Origin of the sequence: Arthrobacter sp. (assembly GCF_030540645.1) — a bacterium.
Classification (GTDB): Bacteria; Actinomycetota; Actinomycetes; order Actinomycetales; family Micrococcaceae; genus Specibacter.
The window spans coordinates 1-24,087 of sequence record NZ_JAUNVV010000056.1 but is presented as its reverse complement, the minus strand read 5'-3'; the positions used below and the strand labels follow the sequence as shown (position 1 = coordinate 24,087).

Below are 24,087 nucleotides of genomic sequence, written 5' to 3'. Positions count from 1 at the left end.
GTCCGAAAGGAAATAGACGGGATGGGGTTCTTCCCCGGTCAGCATTTCACTCTCCAGCAGCTCACTCTCCCGGACTCGGTCCATGGCGGTGGTTTCGGGCTTTTGCGTACTCAACGTCTGCTCCCTTGCCTGCGATTGCCTGCGATACTCCGCAGTGGTGTGGCGTGCCTGTTACGGACAGCTTAGGTCGGCTCACGGCAAAGTCCACCCTTGCCAGCCTCGTGCCCCTTGCCACCCTGACGGAAAGCCTTGCCGCCGCCAGTGTGACGGGGCACACTGGAATCAGGTCTTCAGCTGGCTGTACATGGTCTAGCTGGTGCGTGCGGTGGTCATGGAAACCAGGAAAGGCGCGACATGAGTTTCCCAGCGAAATATCCCAGCTTGAACGAGACAACTCTCAGCGGGGAGGCCAAAGCAATCCTGGAACGAATCATCCGGGTTGCCTTTCCACACCCCGACTTCCCGGACGGTGCTTACCAGCGCATGTGCGAGAAGGTTGTCACTGAGGCGGAGTCGTCCACGTGGTTTCGTGTGGTGCTCACCCAGGGCCTGCTGACACTTGAAGCACAACTGGCGGAAGGTGAGCGCTTCATTGACCTTTCCGACGAGAAGGCCTTGGCCCTGCTTCGCCGTGTGGAGGACCTGGAATTCTTCGGGTTCATCCGACGCACCACCGTATTGAACCTCTACGGAGACCCTGACGTGCTCCAGACGCTGGGCTACGAGGGCGAGTCCTTCTCCCAAGGCGGCTACCTGCACCGCGGCTTCGACGATCTCGATTGGCTGCCTAAGGCCCGGATCGAGGAAACAGACGAAGCCATGACCGAGGTTGGCCCACTGCCGTACAAGGTTCGGACGACGGCGGCCGCACATTCCACTGGAGACTCACCTCCCACAGAGGGTTCCGGCGGCAGCAGCGCAGCTGCCGCAGCCGGCCCACACCCCCAGTCGGGTATCGGAGCAGAAGGCAAGACCCAGCAGCCAGGAGAAGACCAATGAGCAGGCGCACCCAGCAACCCTTCGACGCCGGCAGCTATGAGTCGGCGCATTTCGATCTCGACGATGACTCCGTGGTCGTCGTCGTCGGTTCAGGTGCAGGCGGTGGAACCCTCGCGGCGGAGCTGACGCAGAAGGGGGTAAAGGTGGTGTTGCTCGAAGCGGGCCCGCTGCTGCGCAACGCAGATTACCTCAACGACGAATGGCCGGCGTTCAACCAGATGGCGTGGCTCGATCCGCGCACCACCTCGGGCTCCTGGCGGGTAGCCAAGGACTTCCCGAACCTGCCGGCCTGGATCGTCAAGGCAGTGGGCGGAACCACCACGCACTGGGCGGGTGCCACACCACGGTTCAAGGCACACGAGTTCAAGACGCGAACCGTCTACGGGCGTGTTGACGGCGCCAACCTGCTGGACTGGCCCATCACGCTCGAAGAACTGGCACCGTATTACGACTTGGCGGAACGCAAGCTCGGCAGTACCCATCGCCACGGGCGGCCACCGCTGCCGGCGAACAACAACTACACGGTATTGGCCAACGGCGCGGCACGCCTCGGCTACCGGCACTTCGCCACCGGTCCGTACGGGACCAATGCCGAGCCCTATGATGGACGGCCAGCTTCCATCCAGGACGGCTTCAACTTCCAAGGCGACAAGAACGGCTCCAAGTGGTCCACGCTGGTCGCCGAGATCCCCAAGGCGGTCAAGACGGGCAAGTTGGACCTTCGTCCAGACAGCCAAGCGGTCCAGCTCACACACACCGCCGACGGCGTGGTGGACGGCGTCGTCTATGCTGACGCCGAGGGCGTGCTGCACCGGCAGCAGGCCCGCGCCGTCGCCGTGGCCGGCAATTCAATTGAGACCCCACGGCTACTGCTGCTCTCCGCCTCGCCGCTGTTCCCGGACGGGCTGGCCAACTCCTCCGGGCAGCTGGGCCGGAACTACCTGCGCCACACGACCGGGTCGGTGTACGCCCGTTTTGAAAAGCCGGTGCACATGTACCGCGGCGAGACCATGGCAGGGTTGGTGGCGGACGAGTCCCGGTTCGACGCCGACCGAGGGTTCGTCGGTGGCTACTATCTGCAGACCATTGCGCTCGGTCCGGCGTTTCTGGCCAGCTTCGTAAACCCCGGGGCTTGGGGACCGGGGTTCACCGAAATCATGGACGCCTATGACAACACTGCGGGCTTGTGGATTGTCGGGGAGGACATGCCGGTCTCAAGCAACCGGATCACGCTCAACACCACCGTGACGGACAAGCTGGGCCTGCCGGTGCCGAATGTGCACTTTGATGACCATCCAAACGATGAGGCCATGCGGGCCCATGCCTACCGGCAGTCAGAGCTGATCTACCAGGCTGCGGGCGCCGTGGGCACGGTGCGCACCCCGCCTTATCCGTCAACGCACAACCTCGGCACTGCCCGGATGAGCCAACGGCCCGAAGATGGGGTCTGCAACAACTTCGGCCAGGCGCATGACGTGAAGAACCTGTTCATTTCCGACGGCTCCCAATTCACCACAGGTGCCGCGGCCAACCCCACTTTGACCATCGTGGCCTTGGCCATCAGACAGGCCGAATACATCGTTGAGCAGATGTCCACTGGCGCAATCTAATACGTTGGGATGGGAGCCGCGTCTCAGGATGCCATTCCCTCAGTGGTGGCGGCGCCCCACCCACAGCCCATGAAGCAAAGGAACCACCGAGACAACCATCAGCACGCTGCCGAACACCGTGTCATCGGCCCTCACCGCGGCACCGGCAATGAGCAGTACACCGAACATCACCGTCGACACCAATCGCCGCGCTGTCCGGTTCAGCCGCTCCACCTGCCGCTCCAACTTCGGGTTGGCAACCGGCAGTGAACCGGCCTCGATCCGAGTGAGAAGCTCATCCAAGCGCATGGGTAAACGCAAGGCCACCCCAGCCGCGTCGAGCGCCTGCCTGCCCACATCCTGCACAATGTTGCCGCGCTCCTCGCGCAGCAATTTTGCCGCATACGGCTCCACCGAATCCCAGAGGTTGAAACGGGAGTCCAGCGAGCTGCAGACACCCGATGTCAGCGACATGGCCCGGATGATGAGCAGGAAGTTCTCCGGCAATTGGAACGGCAAGGAGCGAACCACCTCACCAAACTCCACCGCAAAGTCCTTGAACTCCCGCGGGTCCACTTCGCGAAGCTCGGCGAACCCCATACCGCCAAACCGGCCGAAGAGGGCCGTCATCGCCCGCTCAAGCTCAGCCGTGTCGGCAGACGCTGCCAGAACGCCTACGTCGCTAATCGCTGCCACCAGGCCCTTTCCGTCACGCGCGGCTGCCGCGATCAGTAGCCTTCGCAGTCCGGTGCGAGTCTTCGGAGGCACCTCGCCCATCATGCCGAAGTCAATGAACGTCAGCTTCCATGAACGCTCGGCTGCTGGATCGACAATCGGGGTGATGAAGATATTGCCCGGATGCGGATCGGCGTGAAAAAAGCCGTTGGTGAACATCTGGTCGAACATAACGGATGCGAAAACCGGCGCGACCTCAGCTGGATCGATGCCAGCGGCAAGAAGTGCTTCCGAATCGGTGATCTTGATCGCCGTCACATCTTCGAGAGTGAGCACCCGTCGGGTGGTCCGCTCCCACACGACGTGGGGCACTGCCACCTTGTCGTCGTCGGCGAAATCGTTGGCAAAACGGTCAGCGTTGGCTGCCTCTTGCAGGTAGTCAATCTCCTCCAGACTGGTCTGCCCAAACTCTTCGACCAGTGCAGGCACGTTAGCGCGTGAAGACACGAAGCGCACGTGGCTGAGCCAGCCACCCACTTTTCGCAACGCAGCCAAATCAACGGCAACAATTGCGTCGATCCCCGGTCGCTGCACCTTCAAGACGACGCTGTCGAGCCCCGTTTCTGCAGCATCGAGTGGAAGGAGCAGTGCACGGTGAGCCTGCCCCAGGGATGCTGCGGCAATTGGTGTCTCCTCAACCGAGGCAAACACTTTGTCCAGCGGTGCATGCAGCTCCGCCTCGGCGAGGGCTCGGATGGCAGGGAAGGGAACAGGAGGGACCTCGTCCTGCAAGCCTTCAAGTTCAGCAGTGATCTCCGGCGGCAACACATCTAGCCGGGACGACATGAACTGACCAACTTTAATCATCAAACCGCCAAGGTCCAAAGCAAGCGCATGGAAGCGCCGGGCGAAGCGGCGCATCCGCTTCGCCCGGGTGCGCTCGGCAATTTTGGCCAGCCCAAGACGCGGCAGTATCAGCTCAAACCACCAAGCCACCGCCAGATGCCAGGCGGCGAAGCGCAGGATGCGCCGGTAGCGGGCACGGGTGTTGCCCGAGCCCGGTGCCGAAACTGAGCTTCTCTGAGAAGTTGACGACAACCGTGTCAATCCTGCGCGAGGATCGAGTACAGTCGGCGACGAGCCTCCTCGAGCACCTTCACAGCTTCCTGAACTTGTTTCGAGGAGCCGGTGCGACCCACCTGCGCCGCGGCCTGTGCAAGCTCGACGCCGGCCTTGGGCAGCGCAGCGAACCCGGAACCCGATGGCGTCTCCTTGGAATCCCATGGTGCCGACGCATCATCACCGGCCACTTCCTCACGGCCGGCTTCGGTCAACGAGTATATCTTTCGGCCATTGGATTCCTCGGCGCTAATGATCCCTTCGTCAGCCAACAGCTGCAGCGCCGGGTATATGGAGCCGGCACTGGGCTTCCAGCTGCCGCTGCTTCGCTCCTCTATTTCACGGATGATCTGGTAGCCGTGCATCGGCTGCTCCGCAAGAAGGGCCAGCACCGCTGCCCGCACCTCGCCTCGGCCTGCCCGTGTACCCGAGCGCTTCTCAAATCGTGAACGGAATTCCTCCATGGCCTGCCACATGCCGTCGAAGCTGTTGGCGCCGAACCCGCCTACGGGATTTGAACTGCGCATGATGTTCTCCTTGATCGAATTCTGAACGATATACAACGATAGTTAACGATATGCCTGGCTGTATACAAAAAACAAGAGTGTGAGACACCGAGCATGCCGGACTTGTGCACCTGGTGGGCTGCCGCCGTAGGGCCTTCACATGCTGCCGGCGCGGCAGTCGCAGGCAGTCCTGCTAAGGGGACCCTATGACGCCAGCACGGGTTGGCGCAGCGTCTCGGGCCGTCCAGCCGAGCGGGTCCTCAAAGAGGATTTCCGCCCCCAGCAGGCCGACCCCCACGGTGGAGGCGGCGTCACCCAGCGGTGATTTCACCATGAGGCGGGCAGCTCCCGGCCTCAACTTCACCAAGGCTGCCATGAACGGATCCCAAAACGCTTCGCCCAGAGCCAGCGGGTACCCTCCGACGGTCATGGAGGCGGCGGGACGGATCATAGCGACAACGGCCACCACCCGCGCCATCCAACCCGCAGCCTGTTCGATGAGGCCGCGGACTCCTTCGTTGCCGCTTCCCGCCTCATGGGCGAGCCGTGCACTCAGACCGTTCATCGCATCCGGGCCGGCGGTGAAATCGATGCCCAGCCTGCGAGCGCCATCCACCATGACCTGGAATCCCGCGACGGCGTCAAGGCAGCCCCGGCGGCCGCAAATACACTCCGGACCGTCCACCATCATTGGAATATGACCAAACTCCCCCACCACTCCCAGACTGCCCAGCGATCCGGCCAGGATGTAGGACAGGCCGGCGCCGTAGCCAATCTGAAGATGCGCCAGGTTTGGCAGGTTGAGCCTGCTGTTGGCCAGCGCCGCGGCCCCGGAAATGTCGGCAAGACGGACGCGGTATCTGTTCCCTGTAAGTTCTTCCAGGTCTTCGCAGAAGGCCACGCGCCCCCACCCCATGGGAAGTGAGAACCTGATTTCACGCATTGCCCCGTCCACCTCGGCAGGCAGGGCAACGCCAACGCCAACGATTCTGTAATTCAGCGTCTCTGCAGCAGACAGGATGCGTTCAGCGAGAATGCCAAGCAGTTCGGCGGCTGTGACCCCTTCGGGCAGGTCAATCACGCACTTGGCGACAATTGTGCCATCCACGTCCTGCAGCACTTCGATGGCCCTGTCAATACGAATGTCGAAGCCCAGCGAAGCAAGCATGCCACCGGTCAGCTGAAGGCCTATTGGACGCCGACCGGGCCCGGAGTGCTCAATCTCCTCCTCAACAACTATCCCGGCAGCCAACAAGTCAGCGACAGGCCGGGAAACACCCACCTTGGTCAGCGCCAGGGAATCGGCAAGCTGCGCGCGGGAAATCCCGCCGTGGTCCCGGATGGCTCGAAGCGCACGCACTTGATTGTGGCGTTTCACTTCGCCCTGGGTCATGGGAATCGTCATTGTCACCGCTCGGGAAGGCAATCGGACTGGTTCAGTTCTCAAGATTACCGTCTCCCCTTGACAGAGTGGCCTAAGACACACCAATCTTAGTAACACCATGTTACCAACACTATGAAGCTACCTTCACCCCACCTCACACGTCCAGCCCGAATTGTCCTGAAAGCGAATAGACATGCCCACTGCAGAGCACACCAATTCAGCCCTTCCCTCACGCCGCACAGTCTTGCGCGCCGGAACACTCATGGCAGGCTTTGGAGCCTTGTCGGCCCTGTCGGCCTGCGGCACGGGCGCAAGCTCCGCCACGGGCGGGAGCGGCGGCGGGAAGACGCTGTCACTGCAGCTGCTCGGCGCTGATGACAAGACCGTTGAATTCCTCAAGACCAGCGTCACTGAACAATTCAAGTCCAAGACCGGCTTCGACTTGGAACTGCGGACCTCAGACTGGGCCTCCGGATTCCAGAAGATGGTGACGGCTGCCGCCAGCGGTTCGTTGGCCGACGTCGTGACCCTGGGCGGGATTTGGACGGCACCCCTTGCATCCAAAAAGGCCCTGCTCCCCCTCGATGCGAAGTTCGCTGCCTGGGATGAAGGCAAGAACTTCAACCCGAAAATGCTTACAGACGCCCGCTATGAGGATCAGCTCTACGCCGTGCCCTACGCGTCTGACACCCGCACAGCCTGCTACCGCATGGACCACCTGGAGAAGGTTGGCTACACGGAGGACACGCTGCCCACCACGTGGGAAGAATACAAGACCATGGCGCAGAAGCTCTCCGCCAAGACCGGTGGCCCCGCCAAGAACCCCATTTCCTGGTTCAATGACAAGTCGATCGGCATCCAGCAGTCGTTCGCGCAGCTAATGTTCCAGGCCGGTGGCACCTACTGGGATGCCAGCGGCAAGGCCACGTTCTCCAGCGAAGCTGGCAAGAATGCACTGGACTACCTCACCTCCTTCTACAAGGACGGGCTCTCGGACTTCAACGACGTGTTCACCGGAACCGGCGCCGGGGCCGTGGCCGCCGGGCGCTCCTCGGCCGAATACTCCGGCCTGCTCGTGTACCGCAACACGCAGGATTTCGCAGAAAAGCCCACACCGAAGATCGTTGCTGGCCCTCCCTTGAAAGCCACGGCGGCCAGCAAGCCGGTCTCCTCGGCCTGGGTCAACAAGTTTGGCGTCGCCGCAGGCACCAAGCATCAGGACGAAGCGTGGGAACTGGTGAAGATCCTCACCAGCGCACCCACCATGGAGACCCTCAACGAACGCGTGGGCGCACTTCCCACCCGCAGCGACGCCGTCAACTCCGAGTTCTTCAAGAGCTTGCCGGAAGGCTTCAGCAAGGCCAGTGAATTTGTTGTCACCCAGCCGCCGAGTCCCAACATGCTGGCCATCGGACCGGCCATCAAGATTGTGCTGCAGAAGGCAATCCTTGGCCAGGCGACCACGGATGAGGCCTTGGCTGAGATGGACAAGAAGGTGAACGAAATCAATGGCGTCGCCTAATTCACTGGCAGAACGAAAATTGCGGCGGGCCGGGGTTGTCCTGGTTTCTCCAGCCGTCGCGGCCATCCTGCTCATCAGCATCGTTCCCTTGATTGTGGCCGGCTACTTCAGCCTGACCAAGTTCGACATGATCAGCACGCCGCAGTGGGTGGGACTGGAGAACTACCGCAAGCTCTTCGCCGACGACGCGTTCTGGGAAGCAGCTGGCAACACGTTCTACTTTGCCTTTGGGCAGGTGGTTGTGGGCATAGTTGTGGCGCTCATGGTGGCCATGCTGTTCAGCCAGGCACTCAAGGGCGGTGCCGCCATGAGGACCATCGTCTACATTCCACAAGCCGCCTCCTATGTAGTGATTTCCTTGATCTGGACCTTCTTGTTCGACCCCGCCATAGGCCCCATCAACGCCGTCCTGAACGGCATGGGCATCGACACGATCTACTTCCTCACTGACCAAAATTGGGCCATGCCCTCCATCATGGTCATGAGCCTGTGGCGCAACTTGGGCTACTTCATGATCATTTTGCTGGCCGGCATCCAGGCCATCCCCACATCCATCAACGAGGCCGCCCAAATGGATGGCGCCAACGCCTTCCAGCGCTTCTTCCTTGTAACCATTCCACAGCTTAAATCACCCCTGCTGTTCGTCTTCGTCACCTGGTTTCTCGGTGCCATGCAAATGTTCACCCAGTCCTACGTCATGACCCAGGGCGGGCCCATCAACGCGACCCGCACGCTCGTTTACCGCATGTACGACTCCGCGTTTACCGAGCTGAATATCGGCGCAGCAAGCGGCATCGCCGTCCTGCTCTTCCTGGCCGTGGTGGTTGCCTCGTTGTTTCTGAAGCTCGGCCAGAAGCTGTTTTCCCGACAGGAGTTGGCAACCCGATGAGCACTGTTCTTGACGAGACCGCAATAAAGCCCGGGCCGGCATCGACAACGCCCCGGAAAGTTCGACGGCGGCGTCCGGGCCGCGGACGGCTGTATGCCATCGCTTTGGTGGTCTGTGCCATCTATTTGGTGCCGATGCTGTATGTGGTCGGCGTTTCACTTGGCGGCAACACCGCTTCCGGAGGTAACTTGTTTGCCGACGGGCTCCACCCGGAGAACTTCATCAAGGCGTTCCAAAGCACCGACTTTGCGTTGTACTTCGCCAACTCGGCCCTGGTCACAATTGTTTCCGCAGCCTGCCAGGTCTTCCTGTCCTGCATGGCTGGCTACGCTCTTGCCAGGATCAAGTTCCGCGGCCGGGGCCTGGTGCTCGGCGGACTGATCGCCTTGCTGGTGGTACCGCCGGAAGTCATCATGGTGCCCTTATTCATCATCATGACGAAATTCCCCCTCTTGGGCGGCAACGATATTTTCGGTGCCGGGGGAGGCGGCCTTCTGAACACGTACTTCGGCCTGATGGTGCCGCACCTTGCGAGTGCCTTGGGTGTGTTCCTGATGCGCCAGTTCTACATTGACCTGCCAGATGAGCTGGGTCAGGCCGCCCGCATTGACGGGGCCGGCGAATACCGCATCTTCCTGCAGATCTACACCCCGCTGGCCTTCCCCGCCGTCGCCGTGGTGGCGGTGCTGGCCTTCCAGGGGGCTTGGAACGACTTCCTGTGGCCGTTGATCATGACCCGTTCCAATGACATGCAGACCCTCCAGCTGGGGCTGACGGTGTTCTTCCAGCAGGACTCCACCCAATGGAACCTGCTCATGGCGGCCGTGCTGATCATCAGTATCCCGGTCGTTGCACTGTTCCTTTTTGGCCAGCGGTACTTCCAAAGCGGAATCCTGGCGGGGGCTGACAAATGAGCCGGCTAAAGGCACCAAATTTTGTGGTTGTCATGACGGATGACCAAGGTGCGTGGGCACGCGGGCGGACCATGCCGGAGCTCATCACCCCGACTCTCGACGAGCTGGGCGCCACCGGCCTTGAACTTACACGGTTCTTCTGCACCTCGCCCGTGTGTTCGCCAGCGAGGGCTTCGCTCGCGACAGGGCGCATGCCTTCAGCCCACGGCGTCCATGACTGGCTGCGCAGCGAAAACAGCGGCGTCAGCACTGAAGGGGTCCAGTATCTGCAGGATTTTGAAACCACGCCCGAATTGCTGAGCCGGGTGGGTTACACCTGTGCCCATGCCGGAAAGTGGCACCTGGGTGACGCCCGCGCGGCTGCCCCGGGATTCACCCACTGGTACAGCCACAGGGACGGCGGCGGCGAATACTTCGGCGCTCCGGTCATTGAAAATGGTGCGCTGCACACGGAGGACGGCTACATCACCCACGCCATCACCGACCATGCCGCAGACATGCTGCGGCAGCTGGCAGGCGGGGATGATCCCTTCTATTTGCAGGTGCACTACACGGCGCCCCATTCACCGTGGACGGACGGAAACCACCCGCGGGAATACGTGGACTTGTATGAGGGCTGCGAGTTCCCCAGCGTGCCTCGCCTCCAAGCCCACGAGTGGTTCAACTGGGGGCACGGGGACCTGGCCGGAGCCATGCGAAATCCCCGGGAAAGCCTGGCCGGGTTCTGCGCCTCCCTGACGGCCGTTGACAGGGGGGTCGGGCAGCTTCTGCACGTTCTTGAGGAAACAGGAGTCCGGGAAGACACCTATGTCATCTTCACCTCCGACAACGGATTTAGTTGCGGCCACCACGGGATTTGGGGCAAGGGCAACGGCACCACCCCCCTGAATGTATGGGACAACTCCATCCTGGTCCCGTTCATCATCAACCGGCCTGGCACCATCACGCCCAGACTGGACGATGCCCTGACAACGGCGGCCTCCATGCACGCCACGGTTTTGGAGTTGGCTGGCGCACCCGCTCCCGTCGATCCACTCATCGCCGGGGAATCCATCGCGCCGCGCTTTCTTGGAAATGAGACAGACCCGGATGCCGCGCGAAAGGATTCGATCGTCATCTTCGATGAATACGGCGGCACGCGCATGATCCGCACCGTGACGCACAAGTTTGTCCTGCGCCACGGAGATGCGCCGTGCGAGCTGTACGACCTGCTGGCGGATCCCGGAGAGCTCTGCAATGAGTACAACAATCCGGCCTTGAATAATGTGCAGCACGAGCTGCATGGCCAATTGGTTGACTGGTTCACGGTTCACTCGGAGCCCCGCTTTGATGCATTTGCCCGTCCTGTCACAGGATTGGGGCAAACCTCGCCTGTGTGGGTGGACGCTGACGATTCAGAGCGCTACGTGAGGGAAGGTGTTCCGTCCGCACCTGGCGCCTAGGAAAGTGTGCGTATGGGATGCGGCGGACTGCCTACCGCATCCCACGCCTGAATAGGGTTTGCTTGTGCACAAGTAACTTGTGCACAACCTATATGCGTGCAAGACTCTATCCATGAGTCACAGCCAAGATTCCGCACAGGTGGGTTCCGACCCTCTTGACCGAATGGTCTGCTTTGCGCTTTATGCCGCCGCACGCGCAACAAACCGCCGCTACATCGCGCTTTTGGCGCCATGGGGCTTGACCTACCCCCAGTATTTGGTGCTGGTGCTGTTGTGGTCACATCCCTCCTTGTCAGTCAAGGAGGTGGCCGGGCATCTGATGCTGGACTCGGGCACCACCTCACCGCTGATCAGGAGGTTGGAGACACGCGGCTTCATCACGCGGGGACGCTCCGCCACTGATGAGCGTGCCGTGATCGTCTCCCTGACCGACGCCGGCACGGCCTTGCGGGATGAGCTTGCCCATATTCCAGGATGCGTTGCCGAGGCCACGCGGCTCACCCCGGCTGACGGGAAGGCCGCTCTCGCGATTCTGCATGGCGTGACTCGAACCCTCTCCAGCGCACCCGCACCAGGAGACCCTCTTGATGAAAGGCACAGCCAATGACCCCCCTCTACACCGCGGAAGCCCTCTCAACCGGGGCAGGCCGGAATGGCTCCGTCAGCACCATCTCCGGAACCGTCAACCTCGATCTGGCCATTCCCAAGGAAATGGGTGGATCAGGGGACGGCGCCAACCCGGAAGAACTGTTTGCTGCCGGCTACGCCGCGTGCTTCCACTCCGCTTTGCAGATGGTGGCGCGCAACCAGAACGTCACTCTGTCAAACACGTCGGTGGGCAGCCGCGTCCATGTCCTCTCCAACGGGCAGGGTGGCTTTTCCCTTGCCGTCGCCCTTGAGGTGGTCATCCCCGGCATCGCCCGTGCGCAAGCCCAAGCACTTGCGGATGCTGCCCACCAAGTGTGCCCATACTCCAACGCAACCAGGGGCAACATCGACGTCACCATCTCCGTCGTCGAAGACTGACCCCCGCACGGAGGGAAATCCCCACCAGATGCAGCCCTTACAACCATCCGCTGCCGTGGAAACCCATTTTAATACTTCGCTGCTTCCAAGCTGAAGCAGCACACCGACCCACGATTGAGAGCATCATGCGCGCCCTGATTCACCACGAGTTTGGAGATCCTTCCAAGGTTCTCACCATTGAAAACATTCCGGTTGCCGATCCCGGCCCGGGCGAAGTCCGGGTCCGGCTGGTCCTGTCCCCTATTCACAATCATGACCTGTGGACCATCCGCGGCAGCTACGGATTCAAGCCCGACCTGCCGGCCCGTGCCGGCTCCGAAGCCTTCGGCGTCATCGATGCCTTGGGTGAGGGGGTCAAAGGATTCGAAGTGGGCCAACGCGTCGCCACCGGCGGCACCTTTGGCGTGTGGGCGGAATACTTCATCGCCAAGGCTGGCGCCCTGATTCCAGTCGGTGATGGGATCCCGGATGATGTGGCCGCGCAACTGATTTCGATGCCTTTCAGCGCCATTAGCCTACTGGACTCGCTAAACCTGAAAAAGGGTGACTGGTTCGTGCAGAATGCCGCCAACGGCACCGTGGGACGACTCGTCGCACAACTCGCTGTGGCCCGCGGGATCAACGTCATAGGTCTTGTCCGGCGCACTGCTGGCATCGACGAGCTGGCCGGTCAGGGCATCAACAACATCGTCGCCACCGATACCTCCGGCTGGGCGGACCAGGTGCGTGCAATCGCCGGGGATGCGCCCATCACCGTCGGCGTTGATTCAGTGGGTGGCCACGCCAGCGGTGAAGTGCTTTCGCTGCTGGCCGAGAATGGAACGTTGGTGGTGTTCGGTGCGATGCAGTCCCCTGTGATGGAAATCAGCTCGGGGGACATCATTTTCAAGCAGGCCACAGTCCGCGGATTCTGGGGAAGCACGGTCAGCACTTCCATGCCTGCCCAAAAGCGCGGCGCGCTGCTGGGCGAGTTGGTCGACTACATTGCCAGCGGCGTTTTGACGCTTCCAGTGGAGGCCAGCTATTCGTTCGAAGATGTTGGCTCCGCTGCACTGGCAAACTTTGCTCCAGGCCGCAAGGGCAAGATCATGCTGCGACCATAATCCTGGCGGCAATGGCAAGGGGACCTCCAGAGTCAACGAACACAGCAAGCGCACCGCTCGGTCCAACGGTGGCTTGTGTTCAGCGCTCCGCGGGCTGGATGGCGCTAGGCGTGGTCGGCCCACTATTCCCAGGTGAGTCAGAAGACCGGGCCGGTGCCGCCGTCGTGGTTTGCCTTGAAACGGGCACGGAAGTACTCCCCCACCACGGCGCCACCCAGGTCTTCAAGGGCAGGTGCCACAACGCGGCCGCCGATGCGCCGGGCCATTCCCTGAACAAACCGTTCAAGACCCGGGTCGTCGCCAAGGCGGAAAAACGTCACCTGCGTGCCGGTCCGGCCGAGGCGGTCCAGCTCGGATACGGTTACCTGAATGGTCTCCTCGGCCGGGGGCCAGGAGAACAGCGACTCGCCCCCGGCCACCAAGTGAGCGGTGGGTTCACCGTCCGTGACGATGAGCAGCACATGTGCCATGGTTGGGTGGCTGCGGAAGAAGCGGCCGGCCAGCAGCAGTCCGTGGTGGAGATTGGTACCCTGTTCGTGTTGCGCCGGCAGCGCCGTGAGCTCACCAATGTCCATCGACTGCGCGTAGCGGCCAAACGTGATCAATGCCAGGCTGTCGCCGCGAAACCGGGTGGAAACGAGCTGGTGGAGTGCCAGTGCGGTACGTTTCATCGGGAGCCAGCGCCCCTCGGCTGCCATGGAAAAGGAAACATCGACGAGCAGGGCTACGGCAGCCTGGGTGCGTGCTTCCGTTTCCGATACTTCGATGTCGCCAACTGCCAGCTGCAGCCCGCGGCTCGGGTTGCCGCCTTCGGCGATGGTACGGCGGATGGCGTTGGTGATGGTTCGGGTGACATCCCACGGTTCAGCATCCCCGAACTGCCATTCGCGGCTGGAACCTGTCTGCTCGCCGGCGGCACCGGACATCCGCGTGTCCCGGCTGCCCTGACGGCCCGAGAGTTGCTTGGCGGCGTCACGCAGCAGCGACTTTCCCAACCGCCGCACGGCCTGTGGGGAAAGGCGCAGCTCTCCGTCGGCACCCCGGCGCAGGTAGCCGCCGTCGTGCATGGCCCGCTCTATTTCAGCCAGTGTGCGTGCGGAGACTGCGGCATTCTCACCAAGCTGGCGGGCCAGCGCCTCCAGATCCACATCGTCCAGATGTGCCCCGTTATGCGACTGGGCGAGCTGTTCCGCCAAGGTATCGAGCTCTGCGAGATCCTGAATCACCCCGGTCCCATCCCCCAGGCCGAGGCCCTCCTGACCCTCGAAGTTCTCGGAGCCAGACCAGTTCTCTCCGGGGCGCAGGACGCGCAGGCTCGCATGCATCTGCTCAAGCTGCGCCACGAGTTCCGCTGAGCCGAACGCTTGGGAGGACAGTTGCATCAGCTCCTCGCGCTGCTCCGGCGACATCGATTGCAGCAACCGCTGCGCTGCGGCCGCCCGCCGCGCGAGGATGTCGATGAGTTCCTCCACGGATTGCGGGTCCTCCGGAAAGAAGCGGCCGTGCCGTTCCATGAATGTCTGGAAGTCCGCGTCAGAATCCTCGCCGAGCCGGTGCTGCTCGAGCAGCGCATTGAGATCCCCGAGCATCCGGCTCACGGCAGCACGGTCCTCCTCCGTGGCACTCTCCAACGCTTCCTTCATCCCTGCGAACCGTTGGTCTAAAACCTCGCGGCCGAGCAGGTCCTTGATGCGTTCGTAGGATTCACGGGCCATGCTGGACTGCCAGTCGTAGGAGGCAAGCTCGTTGACTGCCGCCGAGGTCGATGTGGGTAGGTTTTGCAGCTGCATTTGACGGAAATCGCGGTCGGTGTCATCCATCATGGCGTCGCGGGCCAATTGCTTGCGCTCGTCCAGGACCGCGGACTCAAGCAGCTTTTTCACTTCCTGCAGCGTGCCGTCAAGCCGGTGGCGGCCCAGCAGTTCACGCCGACGCTGCTGTACACGGCCGGCGAGCTCATCGAGGCCTGCATTGGTCCGTGTGCCGCGGTGCAGGAATTCCTGCAGTGCCCTTCGCGGGGAGTAGCCGCTCATGACGTCTTCGGCGACAGCCTCCAGTGCCTCGGCCAGATCGACCGGCGGGGCAAGCGGATCCGGGCCTCCGGTGTACTGGCCGTACTTGGACGAGGCGTTGTGAGCGGTCATGATGTGCCCTGTTCTTGATTCAGTGCTTAGCCGTAGATGGTTTCTTCCCCATCGGAATCCTTGGAGATCCGGCGGGCAAGGAAGAGGCCCTCAAGTGCCAACTCGATGGCGGAGGCGCGTTCGCCATCGTTTTTTGCATTCAGCCGCTCGGCGATCAGCTCGTACAGACGGCTGCCGTTCAAGCTCGGGAGGGTGTCCAGAAACTCCGCGGCGGTGACGCTGTCGCCGGTGGTCACCGTGGTGTTGCCGTCGAGCGCCGCCACGAGCGGGCCAAAGTCCAGCCCGCGGTAATGAAACCGTACCGCTTCGGCTGTGGCCATGCGCAGGAGGTGCTCCAGGACGGCGCCTTCATGCCCTTCCTCCCCCGATTCAAATTCAAGTTTTCCAGTGAGCACGTCCACCGCCGCAGCCAAATCGACAATTCGCGAGACGGCATCAGGTTCCCCGCGCATGGTGGAGCGGCGCAGGGCAGCGGCTGCCACCGTTTCGGCACCGGCAATGGCGAAGCGGGCAGAAACACCTGAGCCTTGATTGATGGCCGGAGACAGCCGAAGCGATCTGGTGTAACGTGCAAGGATCTCCACAATGACGGGTGGGACGTTGGCGCTCAGGCGCCCCTCCTGCAAGATGATGGCGACCTCGTCGTCCAGCTCCAGCGGGTAGTGGGTGCGGATTTCGGCACCAAAACGGTCCTTCAACGGTGTGATGATCCGGCCGCGGTTGGTATAGTCCTCCGGGTTGGCCGATGCCACCACGAGCACGTCCAGCGGAATCCGGAGTACGTAGCCGCGGATCTGGATGTCCCGTTCCTCCATGACATTGAGCATGGCAACTTGTATCCGTTCGGCCAGATCGGGCAGTTCGTTAATGGCCACAATGCCACGGTTGGAACGTGGGACCAGCCCATAATGGATGGTTTCCGGGTCCCCGAGCCGACGGCCCTCGGCAACCCGCATCGGGTCGACGTCGCCAATCAGATCCGCAACGGAGGTATCGGGGGTGGCGAGCTTCTCCACATAACGTTCCGAGCGGTGCCGCCACGTCACGGGCAGCCGGTCCCCCTCAGCCAGCACGCGGGCCTTTGCCTGCTCGGTGATGGGCTCGAAGGGGTGCTCGTTCAGTTCCGATCCCTCGATAATCGGCGACCACTCGTCCAGCAACCCCACAAGACTGCGCAGCAGACGCGTCTTGCCCTGTCCCCGCTCGCCCAACAGGACAAGGTCGTGCCCGGCAATCAAGGCACGCTCCAGTTGCGGCAGGACTGTCCGGCCGAATCCGTACATCCCAGACCATGGGTCTCGGCCCGCCGCCAGTGCAGCGAGCAGATTTTCGCGGATCTCCCGACGCAGGTCCTTGTAGACATGGCCGGAGGCACGCAAGTCACCAAGGGTTAGGATTTCAGGGCGATCACTCACCCCTCAAAGGTAATCCCGAATACCTGGCAAATCCAGCGTTCAACGCTGCGTGATGCGGTGCGCAACGGCGAGACGCCGCAGGGCTTTTCGTGAATAGCGATGGCGGTCTGCTACCCAGCAGGGGAGAGCAACACGGCGAGGCAGGCACGGATAGTGGGGGCGGGAGAAAGGCCCCACTATCGGTGTCTATGTTGGAGGACATCGCACCACTTGCCGAGTCCGTACAGGCGGAGATCCCCGAGGGTTCCCGTGCCCGCTCGTTTAGTTCAGGTCTGCTACCCCACTAACAATGGGCTGAATTCGATTGACATGCCCGGGTCGTTGCTAGTGTGGGCTCATGTCGACCATCGAGGCTTCTGGATTACGTAGACGGACCGGCCCCTTCAAATGGCCTTCTGTCATTTGGTCGCTCGTGGCGGCTGGTCTGTTTCTCAGCTCAGCCGTGCTGCAACATATTGCTGCGACCCAGCGGTGGATTGTTTCCAAAAGCTCGCGTGGACCACGGGAACTCTCGGTGGAGGACCATCTCTTTGACTATGACTTCCCCACCGATGCGTGGGAACCGCTCGGGGCAGCAGCACAGCTTTATGGAGCGGGCACTATGGTGCAGGCGCTCGGGGTTCTGGCCATGGCATTGGCTGTCTTGATGCTTCCAGGTAAGACAGGACGTCGCAGCGGTGTTGCCGCCGTCCTGGAGATCGTGCTTGCCTTGCTCGTCGCCGCCTGGTTCGGGGTCAACGGGGCGCATGCACTCGTTTCGGGGATCATCGGCACTCCTTCCCCACTGCAACACCTGTGGGCGTTGGAGTTGGTCGGATTCGCTGGCTTGATTGCCCTCGGCGTGATTTGGTGGCGCAGGTCATGGGCGGCCATGATTGCGTGCGCGTTCCTGCTCGGCTCAAGCATGGTGGGGAGTTTGATAGCCGGCTACCTGATCGCACCCACGATCACCGGCTACATTTCACACGACACGACTCCGTGGACGGAAACGGTTGTTGCGGTGTGGACGGCCTTAGCAGGGGTGGCGATGCTCCTCGCCGCTTGGGCTGCGGCAGTCAGGATCCCACCGTGAGCGGTTGCGCAATGAATAGGTACGCACCGATCACGACCATGACTACCGCGAACCCGTAGTTGACTCCGATCCACGAGTTGCCATGACCAGCCTCGCACTTCCCGTCGTTGGCACCACCTACGAGAATGGGGTCCTTGCACCTCCCCTTCTTCCTGAACGGAGCATTGCACACAACCCGGTCCTTCCGGCCCAGGGTCAGTGCCACCCCTGCAAGGTAGACGGCAAACAAAATGGCACTCACACTGAGAAGGCTGTTGATGCTGTTGAACATGATCCCGTTTTTCGAAGACTTAGTACTTGGTCGGCGCCACACTTGGTCAACTCAATTGGCGACCGTGGCCTAGCGGCAATCATTAAGCGTATGGCTCAGCGGATGAAACACCCAAATAGCTCGATTTCAGCAACACCAGAAACATGAGCCGCAATCGACCCGCCGTCGGTCACCACAACCCAGATTGGCTCACAGGCAGTTGGACATCGCATCGAAGGCACGCAGTGTGCCGAACAGTTTGGCTGCATCCTGCGGGTAGGGCCAGCTGGAGAGTTTCACCCCCACCACCTGCGCTGGACGGTTGATGTAGATCATCTGCCCGTGGATGCCCAAAGCCAGCAACACGTCGTTGCCTTCGTAGGGGAACCACATCTGGTTCCGGTACATCCCGCCGGGCATTCGGTTGTCCCCGGGGCTACCGGCAAAGGCCGCACGCGAATCCGGTGCCCCGGCGAGGGTCTGCTCGATCCACCGGGAGGAGAGGATCCGTTCACCGGTCAGCGAGGTCCCGTCACCCAGGAAGAGTGAGCCAAAGCGGGCCATGTCGCGCAACCTGGCGTTGATGCCGCCGTCGAACATTCCGGTGCCGTACTGGTCAACGCCGATCACAGCGTCGGCCTCGGCACCGATCTTTGACCACAACAGGTGGGACATCAGCGTAGGCATGGTCGCCCCGCCAGCCACCTCGCAGATCCAACCCAGCATGTCCGTCTCGCAGGAACGGTATTCGAAGACCCCGCCGTGGACACTCTTTTGCTTCAGCGTCATCAAGAACGGATACATACCGGATGGACCCGAGGTTGCCGCTGGTGCCCACCCGATGGCTTCCTCAAGCATCCGCACCTCCGCCTTCGGGTCAAGGTAATCCTCGGAAAATGCGATGCCAGAGCGCATGTCCAACAAGTCGCGCACCGTGGCCCCACCGTAACCGGTGCCTGCCAATGCGGGCACGTATGCGGTCAACGGGGCAGCGGTATCCAGCACCCCGGCGTCGACCATGGCCCCGGCGACTGCACCCACCAATGACTTGCTCACCGACATCAACAGGTGTGGAGATGAAGCTGACATGCCCTCGAAGTACTGCTCGGTGAGAACTTTGCCTTGGTGCAGCAGCATCCAACCATCGGTGTCGGTCGAAGCCATAATGGACCCCACGCTCGCCGGTGGTTCATCGAGGGAGCCGGAGGGCACCAAGACGGAATCCATGTCCAACGGCGCAACAGGCAGTACCGCCGAAGGACCGACCCCGCGCCAAATCGGTGCAGTGGGAAGGAAATCGGCGATGTGCTGGAAAGACCAACGCAGGTTCTCCGCCAACTGCCAGTTCTTCGTGTCTACAACCGGTGGGCCTGCTGGCGGCACCGCTGCTGCAGGTAGGTCCAACGCTGGTGGGCTCACCACGGGGAGGGCCGCTGAAGGCGCGACTACTGCCGGTAAGTCCACTGCTGGCGGGTGCCAACCTACATCTGCGATGTCCACGAGCATTCCTTTCGATGGCCGCAGAAAATGCGGTTTGGTCTCATGCAGATCTTATCCCTTGGATTTTACGCCCGGCCGCGGAGTGAAGTCCGCCTGCCCGTCCTCATCCAACGGCACCCCTGCGAATCCGGCCCGCAGGCAATCGATGAAGTGCTTGGCCCTGATGTTGAGCTTGGACACCCCGCCCTCCTCGACCTGCAACCGACCCTTCGTGACGAGGATTCCCAGGTCGGAGCCATGCCACCTGTAGTCGCCCGGTCCTTGGATACGTAGGAAGAACGCCTCGGATTCGTTTTGCAACATGTGCCAGTCAAGGGCCGCACGGTTGAAGACCATTGCCCCGGTGGAATCAAGGTAGTACTGACCGGTGGCGGGAGTAAGGGTGAGCTGTTCGACGATGTCCGAGTTTTCCTTGATGACCATCTGGCTCCACACATCGGCCCCCGAGAGGACTTCCCAGCGTTGTGTGATCTCGTCGATGTCCAGATCAAATTCCACGTCCATGTATTCGAGCAGATGGAACAGAAAGAGCGGGACATCGGCATAGGCGCCAGCCGTCACATTGGTAATTCCGGAGGCACCGGAAATCCGTGGGTTTAGTTCACCCAGGTAGACCGCATCCGTATCCAGATCTACCAGCACATCAACTTCGAAGAACCCGCGGTAGCCTTCCGAGGCCAGCCCATCCCCCATCCGTTTGACCAGATCCATGGCCCGGGTGCGTTGGGTTGCCGAAAGCACTTCCGGGTGCATCTCATTGCCGCACCATCCCCCGGGGTAGGGCGTGAGGTCGCTGTACCCAGCCAGCTCAGTGAGGAACGGCCCAACCAGAGTTCCGGAGCGGGTCAGTACGGCCTCCACGGCCACCGGCAGGTTTTTGATCCTGCGCATGATCTTGATGTCTTCGCCGATGATGTCCTCGGAGTGGTTGTCCCATTCTTCTTCATTGGCGATGAAGAAGGTGGTCTTTCCTGAATCTCCATAAGGGGTTTGGACGACCAACTCGTTGCCCAGGCCGGCCATGTCGGCATCGGCGCGCAACGCCGCATACGTGCTTCCCTTGCGGAGCACGTTCGGGACACTGGGCACTCCGAAGTCATTTCCGAGCTTCGTGGTGACCATCTTTGAATCGAGCCGGTGACGCAGCTCGGCCGCCGGCAGGATCAGGTCGTAGCCCAACTCGCGGCAGATGCGCTCGGTTTCCTCGTTGAAAAAGACCATGGCGACCTTGGGGCGCACTCCTGGACGCACGTTCAGGCTCATCCGGGACCTGACCTCGGCGTTGAGCAGCAGCCAGTTGTTGATGTCCTCACCGGACTCGAATTCCACATAGGGCTTGTGGACTGGGGTGAAGACGCGAGGGTGTGCGCCGTCCCAGGCATCGTAGTAGCTGATGTAGGAAAAGTTGCGTACCCAGCGGTCCAGGCCCAGCAAGTTGAAGGGCGTGGCGCCAATGAAGTAGATCGGCACACTGTTGGTCCGGAAAAAATGGCGGAGCTCGGAGATGTTTCGGATCATGTTCGGTACTGCCGCGGGTGGCGCCTCGGTGGCGAAGGCCGCATCCGTGCCAATGGTGACCTCCGGTGCTTCCGGACCGGTGGGGACAGCCCTAGGCATGACGAGAGCAGCGGCTTCCTGTTTGACCACCGTGACTTTCGGAGCACCAACCTTTGGCGGCTTCCGCGTAGGGGCCGCCTTGGCTGCGGTGGCCTTGGTTGTTTTTGGAGCGGCCTTTGCAGGTGCCGCTTTCCTTGCTGGAGTTGCCTTGGCTTTTGGGATACTCTCGGCTGCCGATTTTCTAGCCTTGGCGGGGTTGGCTACCACGGTTTTGGCGGTTTGCTCCGGCTGCACAACTTCGTTGCCGATGTCCATGTCACGCTCGCTCATCGTCATGCTCTCCTTCAGCTCGGGACCAGGCGGAAGCCGGCAGCGAGGACCCAAGCCGTGCTGCGAGAGATCCAGCGGATCCACCATGTCCATTCTTCAAGTCGAACCAACCTACTGTGTTTCTGCGGACCATGCGAGAGTTGGACCAATCGTGACGTGCATCACCGATCGGGAAGTCGGAATGAAACGCTGATTCCCAACGGGTCGCCAGCCTTTCGAAGCTACTAAAACTGTAAAGGGCGGGCGAGAGACATGAATGCTGCCCGGTAGGACCGAACTATAGTTCTCAGGCGTTTTCCACCGACAAGGTTCTGCCGATTCAGTCCAGAGCGCGTCGTGAACCATTTTCAGGCAAACAAAAACCCCTCCGAACCAGCGTTTCCGCTAGTCAGAACTAAAAGGAGAAAACAATGTCCAACCAGCCTGAAAGCCAGATTCCGCTCAGCGCCATCCATCAGGAATGGCTCACGCCCCAGGAAGTGTGCGAAGAACTGCGCATCCCACCGACCACGTTCTACCAGTGGCGCTTCAAGCACGTCGCCCCCACCGTCCACAGGATCGGCTGGCACTTGCGGATCAACCGAGCAGACCTCGATGCTTGGCTCAGCGCAAGGGAGGAACACTGATGCAACATGCACGACGGCGGATCCTCCGTGAGTGCCATGGCTAGGCACCCACTCCCCCTGGAAACATGGGGCAAAGTCAGCCGGACCAAGCTGGCTGCCGGCAGCTGGCGAGCGTCTGCCCGATACAGGGACAGCGACGGCATCACCAGAACGGTTCAGGCCTTCGGCCCCACGGGTGCCAGTGCCGAGCGCGCCCTGATCCTGGGTCTCAAGGAGCGCACCGTCAGCAACCCGGAGGGAGTCTCGCGGGACATGCGCCTCAATGCGCTCAGTGAATTGTGGTTCGCAGAAATGGAGGCAAGCGGCCGCGCCAGCCGGCAAACCATCGAAGGCTACCGCGACACTTACCGGCGCACCATCAGCCCTGCTCTGTCCGGACTGCGGCTGCGTGAACTGAGCACTGGCCGGTTGGATCAGTTCCTGAAGAAGGTGGCCCTGGACCACCCCGCGACGGCAAGGCACTCCAAAGTTGTCCTCGCCGGCATGCTCGGCCTGGCGGTTCGTCAAGACGCCATTGCCAGCAACCCCATTCGTGAAGTTGCCGGCATCCGCCAGCCCAAGCGCAATGTCCGGGCCCTCAGCATCGCCGACGTGCAAAGCCTTCGCAGCTGGGTCAAAGCCTGGCAGGACAGCCCCGATCACGAAGGCCGTCCCCGGGCCACCGACCTGCTCGAAGCGGTCGACGTTTTCCTGTCCACAGGAGCCAGGATCGGCGAGGTGATGGCCTTGCGATGGGAAGATGTGGATCTGGATGCAGAGCATCCATCATTGACTATCAGTGGAACCGTAACCCGCTACAAGGGGCAGCCGCTGTTCCGGCAGGACCACACCAAGACAGCAGCCGGATACCGCACCGTGGCACTCCCCCGCTTCGTCGTGGAGACCCTCAAACGCATGCGCGCCGAACGCCAACCCTGGCCCCAGGACTTCCTGTTCCCCTCTGCTGCCGGAACGGTGCGCAGCCCCAACAACTTCCGCCGCCAGTGGAGAGACGCCCGGGAGGTTCAGGCTACGAATGGGTCACCCCGCACGTCTTCCGCAAGACCGTGGCCACCATAATCGACAGGGAATAGAGTTCCAAGGCTGCTGCCGCCCAGCTCGGTCACTCCGGCAGCGCCATCACCGAGAAGCATTACATCGAAAAAGCGGCCGTGGCGCCGGACCTGACCAGGGCGCTTGAAAAGTTCGCAACCGCTCGCCCACAACCGAAGCCTTTGGGCCCAGCTGCCTTGCCGCCGTCGAGCACTGGCCTAAGTCTCTAGAGAGCCAGTTCCGTGCAGCCAGTGACCGCCGCTCTATTCTGCCCCGCTGTCCGATCCCCAAGAGTAGGAATACGGATCCCATGTGGTGTCATCAGCAAAGGTTCCAACCAGCACAGGATCAATGAAGGCCACAATCTCAGCAAGCTGCCCGCCAAGGGTAGGCAGACAAAGCTCCTCCAGCTGACCCTTTCTGCGCCACGCAACCCATTTGCTTTGGGCTGCATCGTCGTAGTCCGCAAGGTAGGGGCTTATGGACTCCAGTTCGACTCCACGGAAGTCCCCAACAGCTCTTGCTGCGATCCGAAGTTCCTCTGATGAGAAGGCATAGGCTCGGGCGATTGAACGAATATCCATGTAGTCCCGCCATCTGGTACTGGTGGACCCTCGCTGCAAAATCGTGACGACTTTTTCAGCGATGACGGTCTCCAGAGGATTGCCCATGAGATGAACGTCCTCTCCGAGAATCCCTGGCAAAGTGACTGGCTTTGGAGCCGGCCAGATAGGATCCCCTGTACTTACATCCAGCTTGATCATCAGACGAGCACGGTGAAGTGCAGCGGGCAGATGCACGCGCAGGCCCCTGTACTCCTCCTCGTCACGAATCTCCTCGATCCGTACGTCGTCAAGGTTGAAGACAAGTCCATCGTCGGCCTCCACATCACAGATCGTTTGGAGCGCATCTCTCATGTGGGCCTCGTCCAAGGTGAACTCCAGGGCGCCGCCTTTCCCGGCCAAGCCTGATGAGTTGTTGGTAGATCTTCTC

Annotated in this window: 21 protein-coding genes; 12 read left to right on the top strand and 9 right to left on the bottom strand. The window is 61.5% G+C overall.

What is annotated here, in order from left to right; all coding sequences use genetic code 11:
• Positions 1 to 381: 381 nt before the first annotated feature.
• The gene (locus Q4P21_RS11150; protein WP_303388840.1) at positions 382 to 999 is read left to right on the top strand and encodes a hypothetical protein; all 618 of its coding nucleotides are present in this window, start codon (positions 382 to 384) and stop codon (positions 997 to 999) included.
• Positions 996 to 2,609, top strand: coding sequence for a GMC family oxidoreductase (locus Q4P21_RS11145; protein ID WP_303388839.1), 1,614 nt, complete (start codon positions 996 to 998; stop codon positions 2,607 to 2,609). The genes Q4P21_RS11150 and Q4P21_RS11145 overlap by 4 nt, the downstream gene beginning before the upstream one ends.
• A 39-nt stretch (positions 2,610 to 2,648) precedes the next feature.
• Here Q4P21_RS11145 and Q4P21_RS11140 read toward each other — a convergent pair whose 3' ends face one another.
• The 3 genes from Q4P21_RS11140 to Q4P21_RS11130 form a co-directional block, all read right to left on the bottom strand.
• On the bottom strand, positions 2,649 to 4,361 hold the full coding sequence (locus Q4P21_RS11140) for an AarF/ABC1/UbiB kinase family protein (RefSeq protein WP_303388838.1): 1,713 nt from the start codon (positions 4,359 to 4,361) through the stop codon (positions 2,649 to 2,651).
• 5 nt (positions 4,362 to 4,366) lie between these two features.
• A complete protein-coding gene (locus Q4P21_RS11135) occupies positions 4,367 to 4,909 on the bottom strand; it encodes a PadR family transcriptional regulator (RefSeq protein ID WP_207343606.1) in 543 nt (180 codons plus the stop codon).
• Positions 4,910 to 5,081: 172 nt separating this feature from the next.
• Positions 5,082 to 6,281: an ROK family transcriptional regulator gene (locus Q4P21_RS11130; RefSeq protein WP_303388837.1), complete on the bottom strand. Its 1,200-nt coding sequence runs from the start codon at positions 6,279 to 6,281 to the stop codon at positions 5,082 to 5,084.
• Between the two features lie 184 nt (positions 6,282 to 6,465).
• Here Q4P21_RS11130 and Q4P21_RS11125 point away from each other — a divergent pair, with 184 nt between their 5' ends.
• From Q4P21_RS11125 to Q4P21_RS11095, 7 genes are all read left to right on the top strand, one after another.
• The gene (locus Q4P21_RS11125; RefSeq protein ID WP_303388836.1) at positions 6,466 to 7,794 is read left to right on the top strand and encodes an extracellular solute-binding protein; all 1,329 of its coding nucleotides are present in this window, start codon (positions 6,466 to 6,468) and stop codon (positions 7,792 to 7,794) included.
• Positions 7,781 to 8,683: a carbohydrate ABC transporter permease gene (locus Q4P21_RS11120; RefSeq protein WP_303388835.1), complete on the top strand. Its 903-nt coding sequence runs from the start codon at positions 7,781 to 7,783 to the stop codon at positions 8,681 to 8,683. The genes Q4P21_RS11125 and Q4P21_RS11120 overlap by 14 nt, the downstream gene beginning before the upstream one ends.
• On the top strand, positions 8,680 to 9,597 hold the full coding sequence (locus Q4P21_RS11115) for a carbohydrate ABC transporter permease (RefSeq protein ID WP_303388834.1): 918 nt from the start codon (positions 8,680 to 8,682) through the stop codon (positions 9,595 to 9,597). Before Q4P21_RS11120 ends, Q4P21_RS11115 begins: the two co-directional genes overlap by 4 nt.
• Positions 9,594 to 11,039 carry a sulfatase-like hydrolase/transferase gene (locus Q4P21_RS11110; protein WP_303388833.1) on the top strand — a complete coding sequence of 482 codons (1,446 nt, stop codon included), beginning with the start codon at positions 9,594 to 9,596 and terminating at the stop codon, positions 11,037 to 11,039. Before Q4P21_RS11115 ends, Q4P21_RS11110 begins: the two co-directional genes overlap by 4 nt.
• Positions 11,040 to 11,151: 112 nt before the next feature.
• Entirely contained in the window at positions 11,152 to 11,646 is a 495-nt protein-coding gene (locus Q4P21_RS11105) for a MarR family winged helix-turn-helix transcriptional regulator (RefSeq protein WP_303388832.1), read from the top strand.
• A complete protein-coding gene (locus tag Q4P21_RS11100; RefSeq protein ID WP_303388831.1) occupies positions 11,643 to 12,065 on the top strand; it encodes an organic hydroperoxide resistance protein in 423 nt (140 codons plus the stop codon). The genes Q4P21_RS11105 and Q4P21_RS11100 overlap by 4 nt, the downstream gene beginning before the upstream one ends.
• Positions 12,066 to 12,190: 125 nt before the next feature.
• The gene (locus Q4P21_RS11095) at positions 12,191 to 13,168 is read left to right on the top strand and encodes a zinc-binding dehydrogenase (protein WP_303388830.1); all 978 of its coding nucleotides are present in this window, start codon (positions 12,191 to 12,193) and stop codon (positions 13,166 to 13,168) included.
• A 137-nt stretch (positions 13,169 to 13,305) separates the two neighbouring features.
• On the opposite strand, the gene Q4P21_RS11090 is transcribed toward Q4P21_RS11095, so the two are convergent.
• Both Q4P21_RS11090 and Q4P21_RS11085 read right to left on the bottom strand, forming a co-directional pair.
• Positions 13,306 to 15,312 carry a VWA domain-containing protein gene (locus tag Q4P21_RS11090; protein ID WP_303388829.1) on the bottom strand — a complete coding sequence of 669 codons (2,007 nt, stop codon included), beginning with the start codon at positions 15,310 to 15,312 and terminating at the stop codon, positions 13,306 to 13,308.
• 26 nt (positions 15,313 to 15,338) lie between these two features.
• Complete coding sequence (locus Q4P21_RS11085; protein WP_303388828.1) at positions 15,339 to 16,727, bottom strand: sigma 54-interacting transcriptional regulator; 1,389 nt, start codon at positions 16,725 to 16,727, stop codon at positions 15,339 to 15,341.
• A gap of 337 nt (positions 16,728 to 17,064) precedes the next feature.
• Here Q4P21_RS11085 and Q4P21_RS11080 point away from each other — a divergent pair, with 337 nt between their 5' ends.
• Complete coding sequence (locus tag Q4P21_RS11080) at positions 17,065 to 17,799, top strand: hypothetical protein (RefSeq protein WP_303388827.1); 735 nt, start codon at positions 17,065 to 17,067, stop codon at positions 17,797 to 17,799.
• Here the strand turns inward: Q4P21_RS11080 and Q4P21_RS11075 are convergent.
• The 3 genes from Q4P21_RS11075 to Q4P21_RS11065 all read right to left on the bottom strand — a co-directional run bounded on the left by Q4P21_RS11075 (position 17,783) and on the right by Q4P21_RS11065 (position 21,436).
• On the bottom strand, positions 17,783 to 18,070 hold the full coding sequence (locus Q4P21_RS11075; RefSeq protein WP_303388826.1) for a hypothetical protein: 288 nt from the start codon (positions 18,068 to 18,070) through the stop codon (positions 17,783 to 17,785). The two genes, Q4P21_RS11080 and Q4P21_RS11075, sit on opposite strands and share 17 nt — an antisense overlap.
• 189 nt (positions 18,071 to 18,259) lie before the next feature.
• Positions 18,260 to 19,549, bottom strand: a complete 1,290-nt coding sequence (locus Q4P21_RS11070; RefSeq protein WP_369598893.1) for a serine hydrolase domain-containing protein — start codon at positions 19,547 to 19,549, stop codon at positions 18,260 to 18,262.
• A gap of 51 nt (positions 19,550 to 19,600) precedes the next feature.
• Positions 19,601 to 21,436, bottom strand: a complete 1,836-nt coding sequence (locus Q4P21_RS11065) for a biotin carboxylase (protein ID WP_303388825.1) — start codon at positions 21,434 to 21,436, stop codon at positions 19,601 to 19,603.
• A 410-nt stretch (positions 21,437 to 21,846) separates the two neighbouring features.
• Here Q4P21_RS11065 and Q4P21_RS11060 point away from each other — a divergent pair, with 410 nt between their 5' ends.
• Together Q4P21_RS11060 and Q4P21_RS11055 are read left to right on the top strand one after the other, a co-directional pair.
• Positions 21,847 to 22,062 (top strand): helix-turn-helix domain-containing protein, encoded by a 216-nt coding sequence (locus Q4P21_RS11060; protein ID WP_303388824.1) that lies wholly within the window; start codon positions 21,847 to 21,849, stop codon positions 22,060 to 22,062.
• Positions 22,063 to 22,098: 36 nt separating this feature from the next.
• Entirely contained in the window at positions 22,099 to 23,121 is a 1,023-nt protein-coding gene (locus Q4P21_RS11055; protein ID WP_303388823.1) for a tyrosine-type recombinase/integrase, read from the top strand.
• 236 nt (positions 23,122 to 23,357) lie between these two features.
• On the opposite strand, the gene Q4P21_RS11050 is transcribed toward Q4P21_RS11055, so the two are convergent.
• Positions 23,358 to 24,087, bottom strand: a 730-nt coding sequence (locus tag Q4P21_RS11050) for a nucleotidyl transferase AbiEii/AbiGii toxin family protein (RefSeq protein WP_303388822.1), incomplete at its 5' end; no start/stop codon positions are given.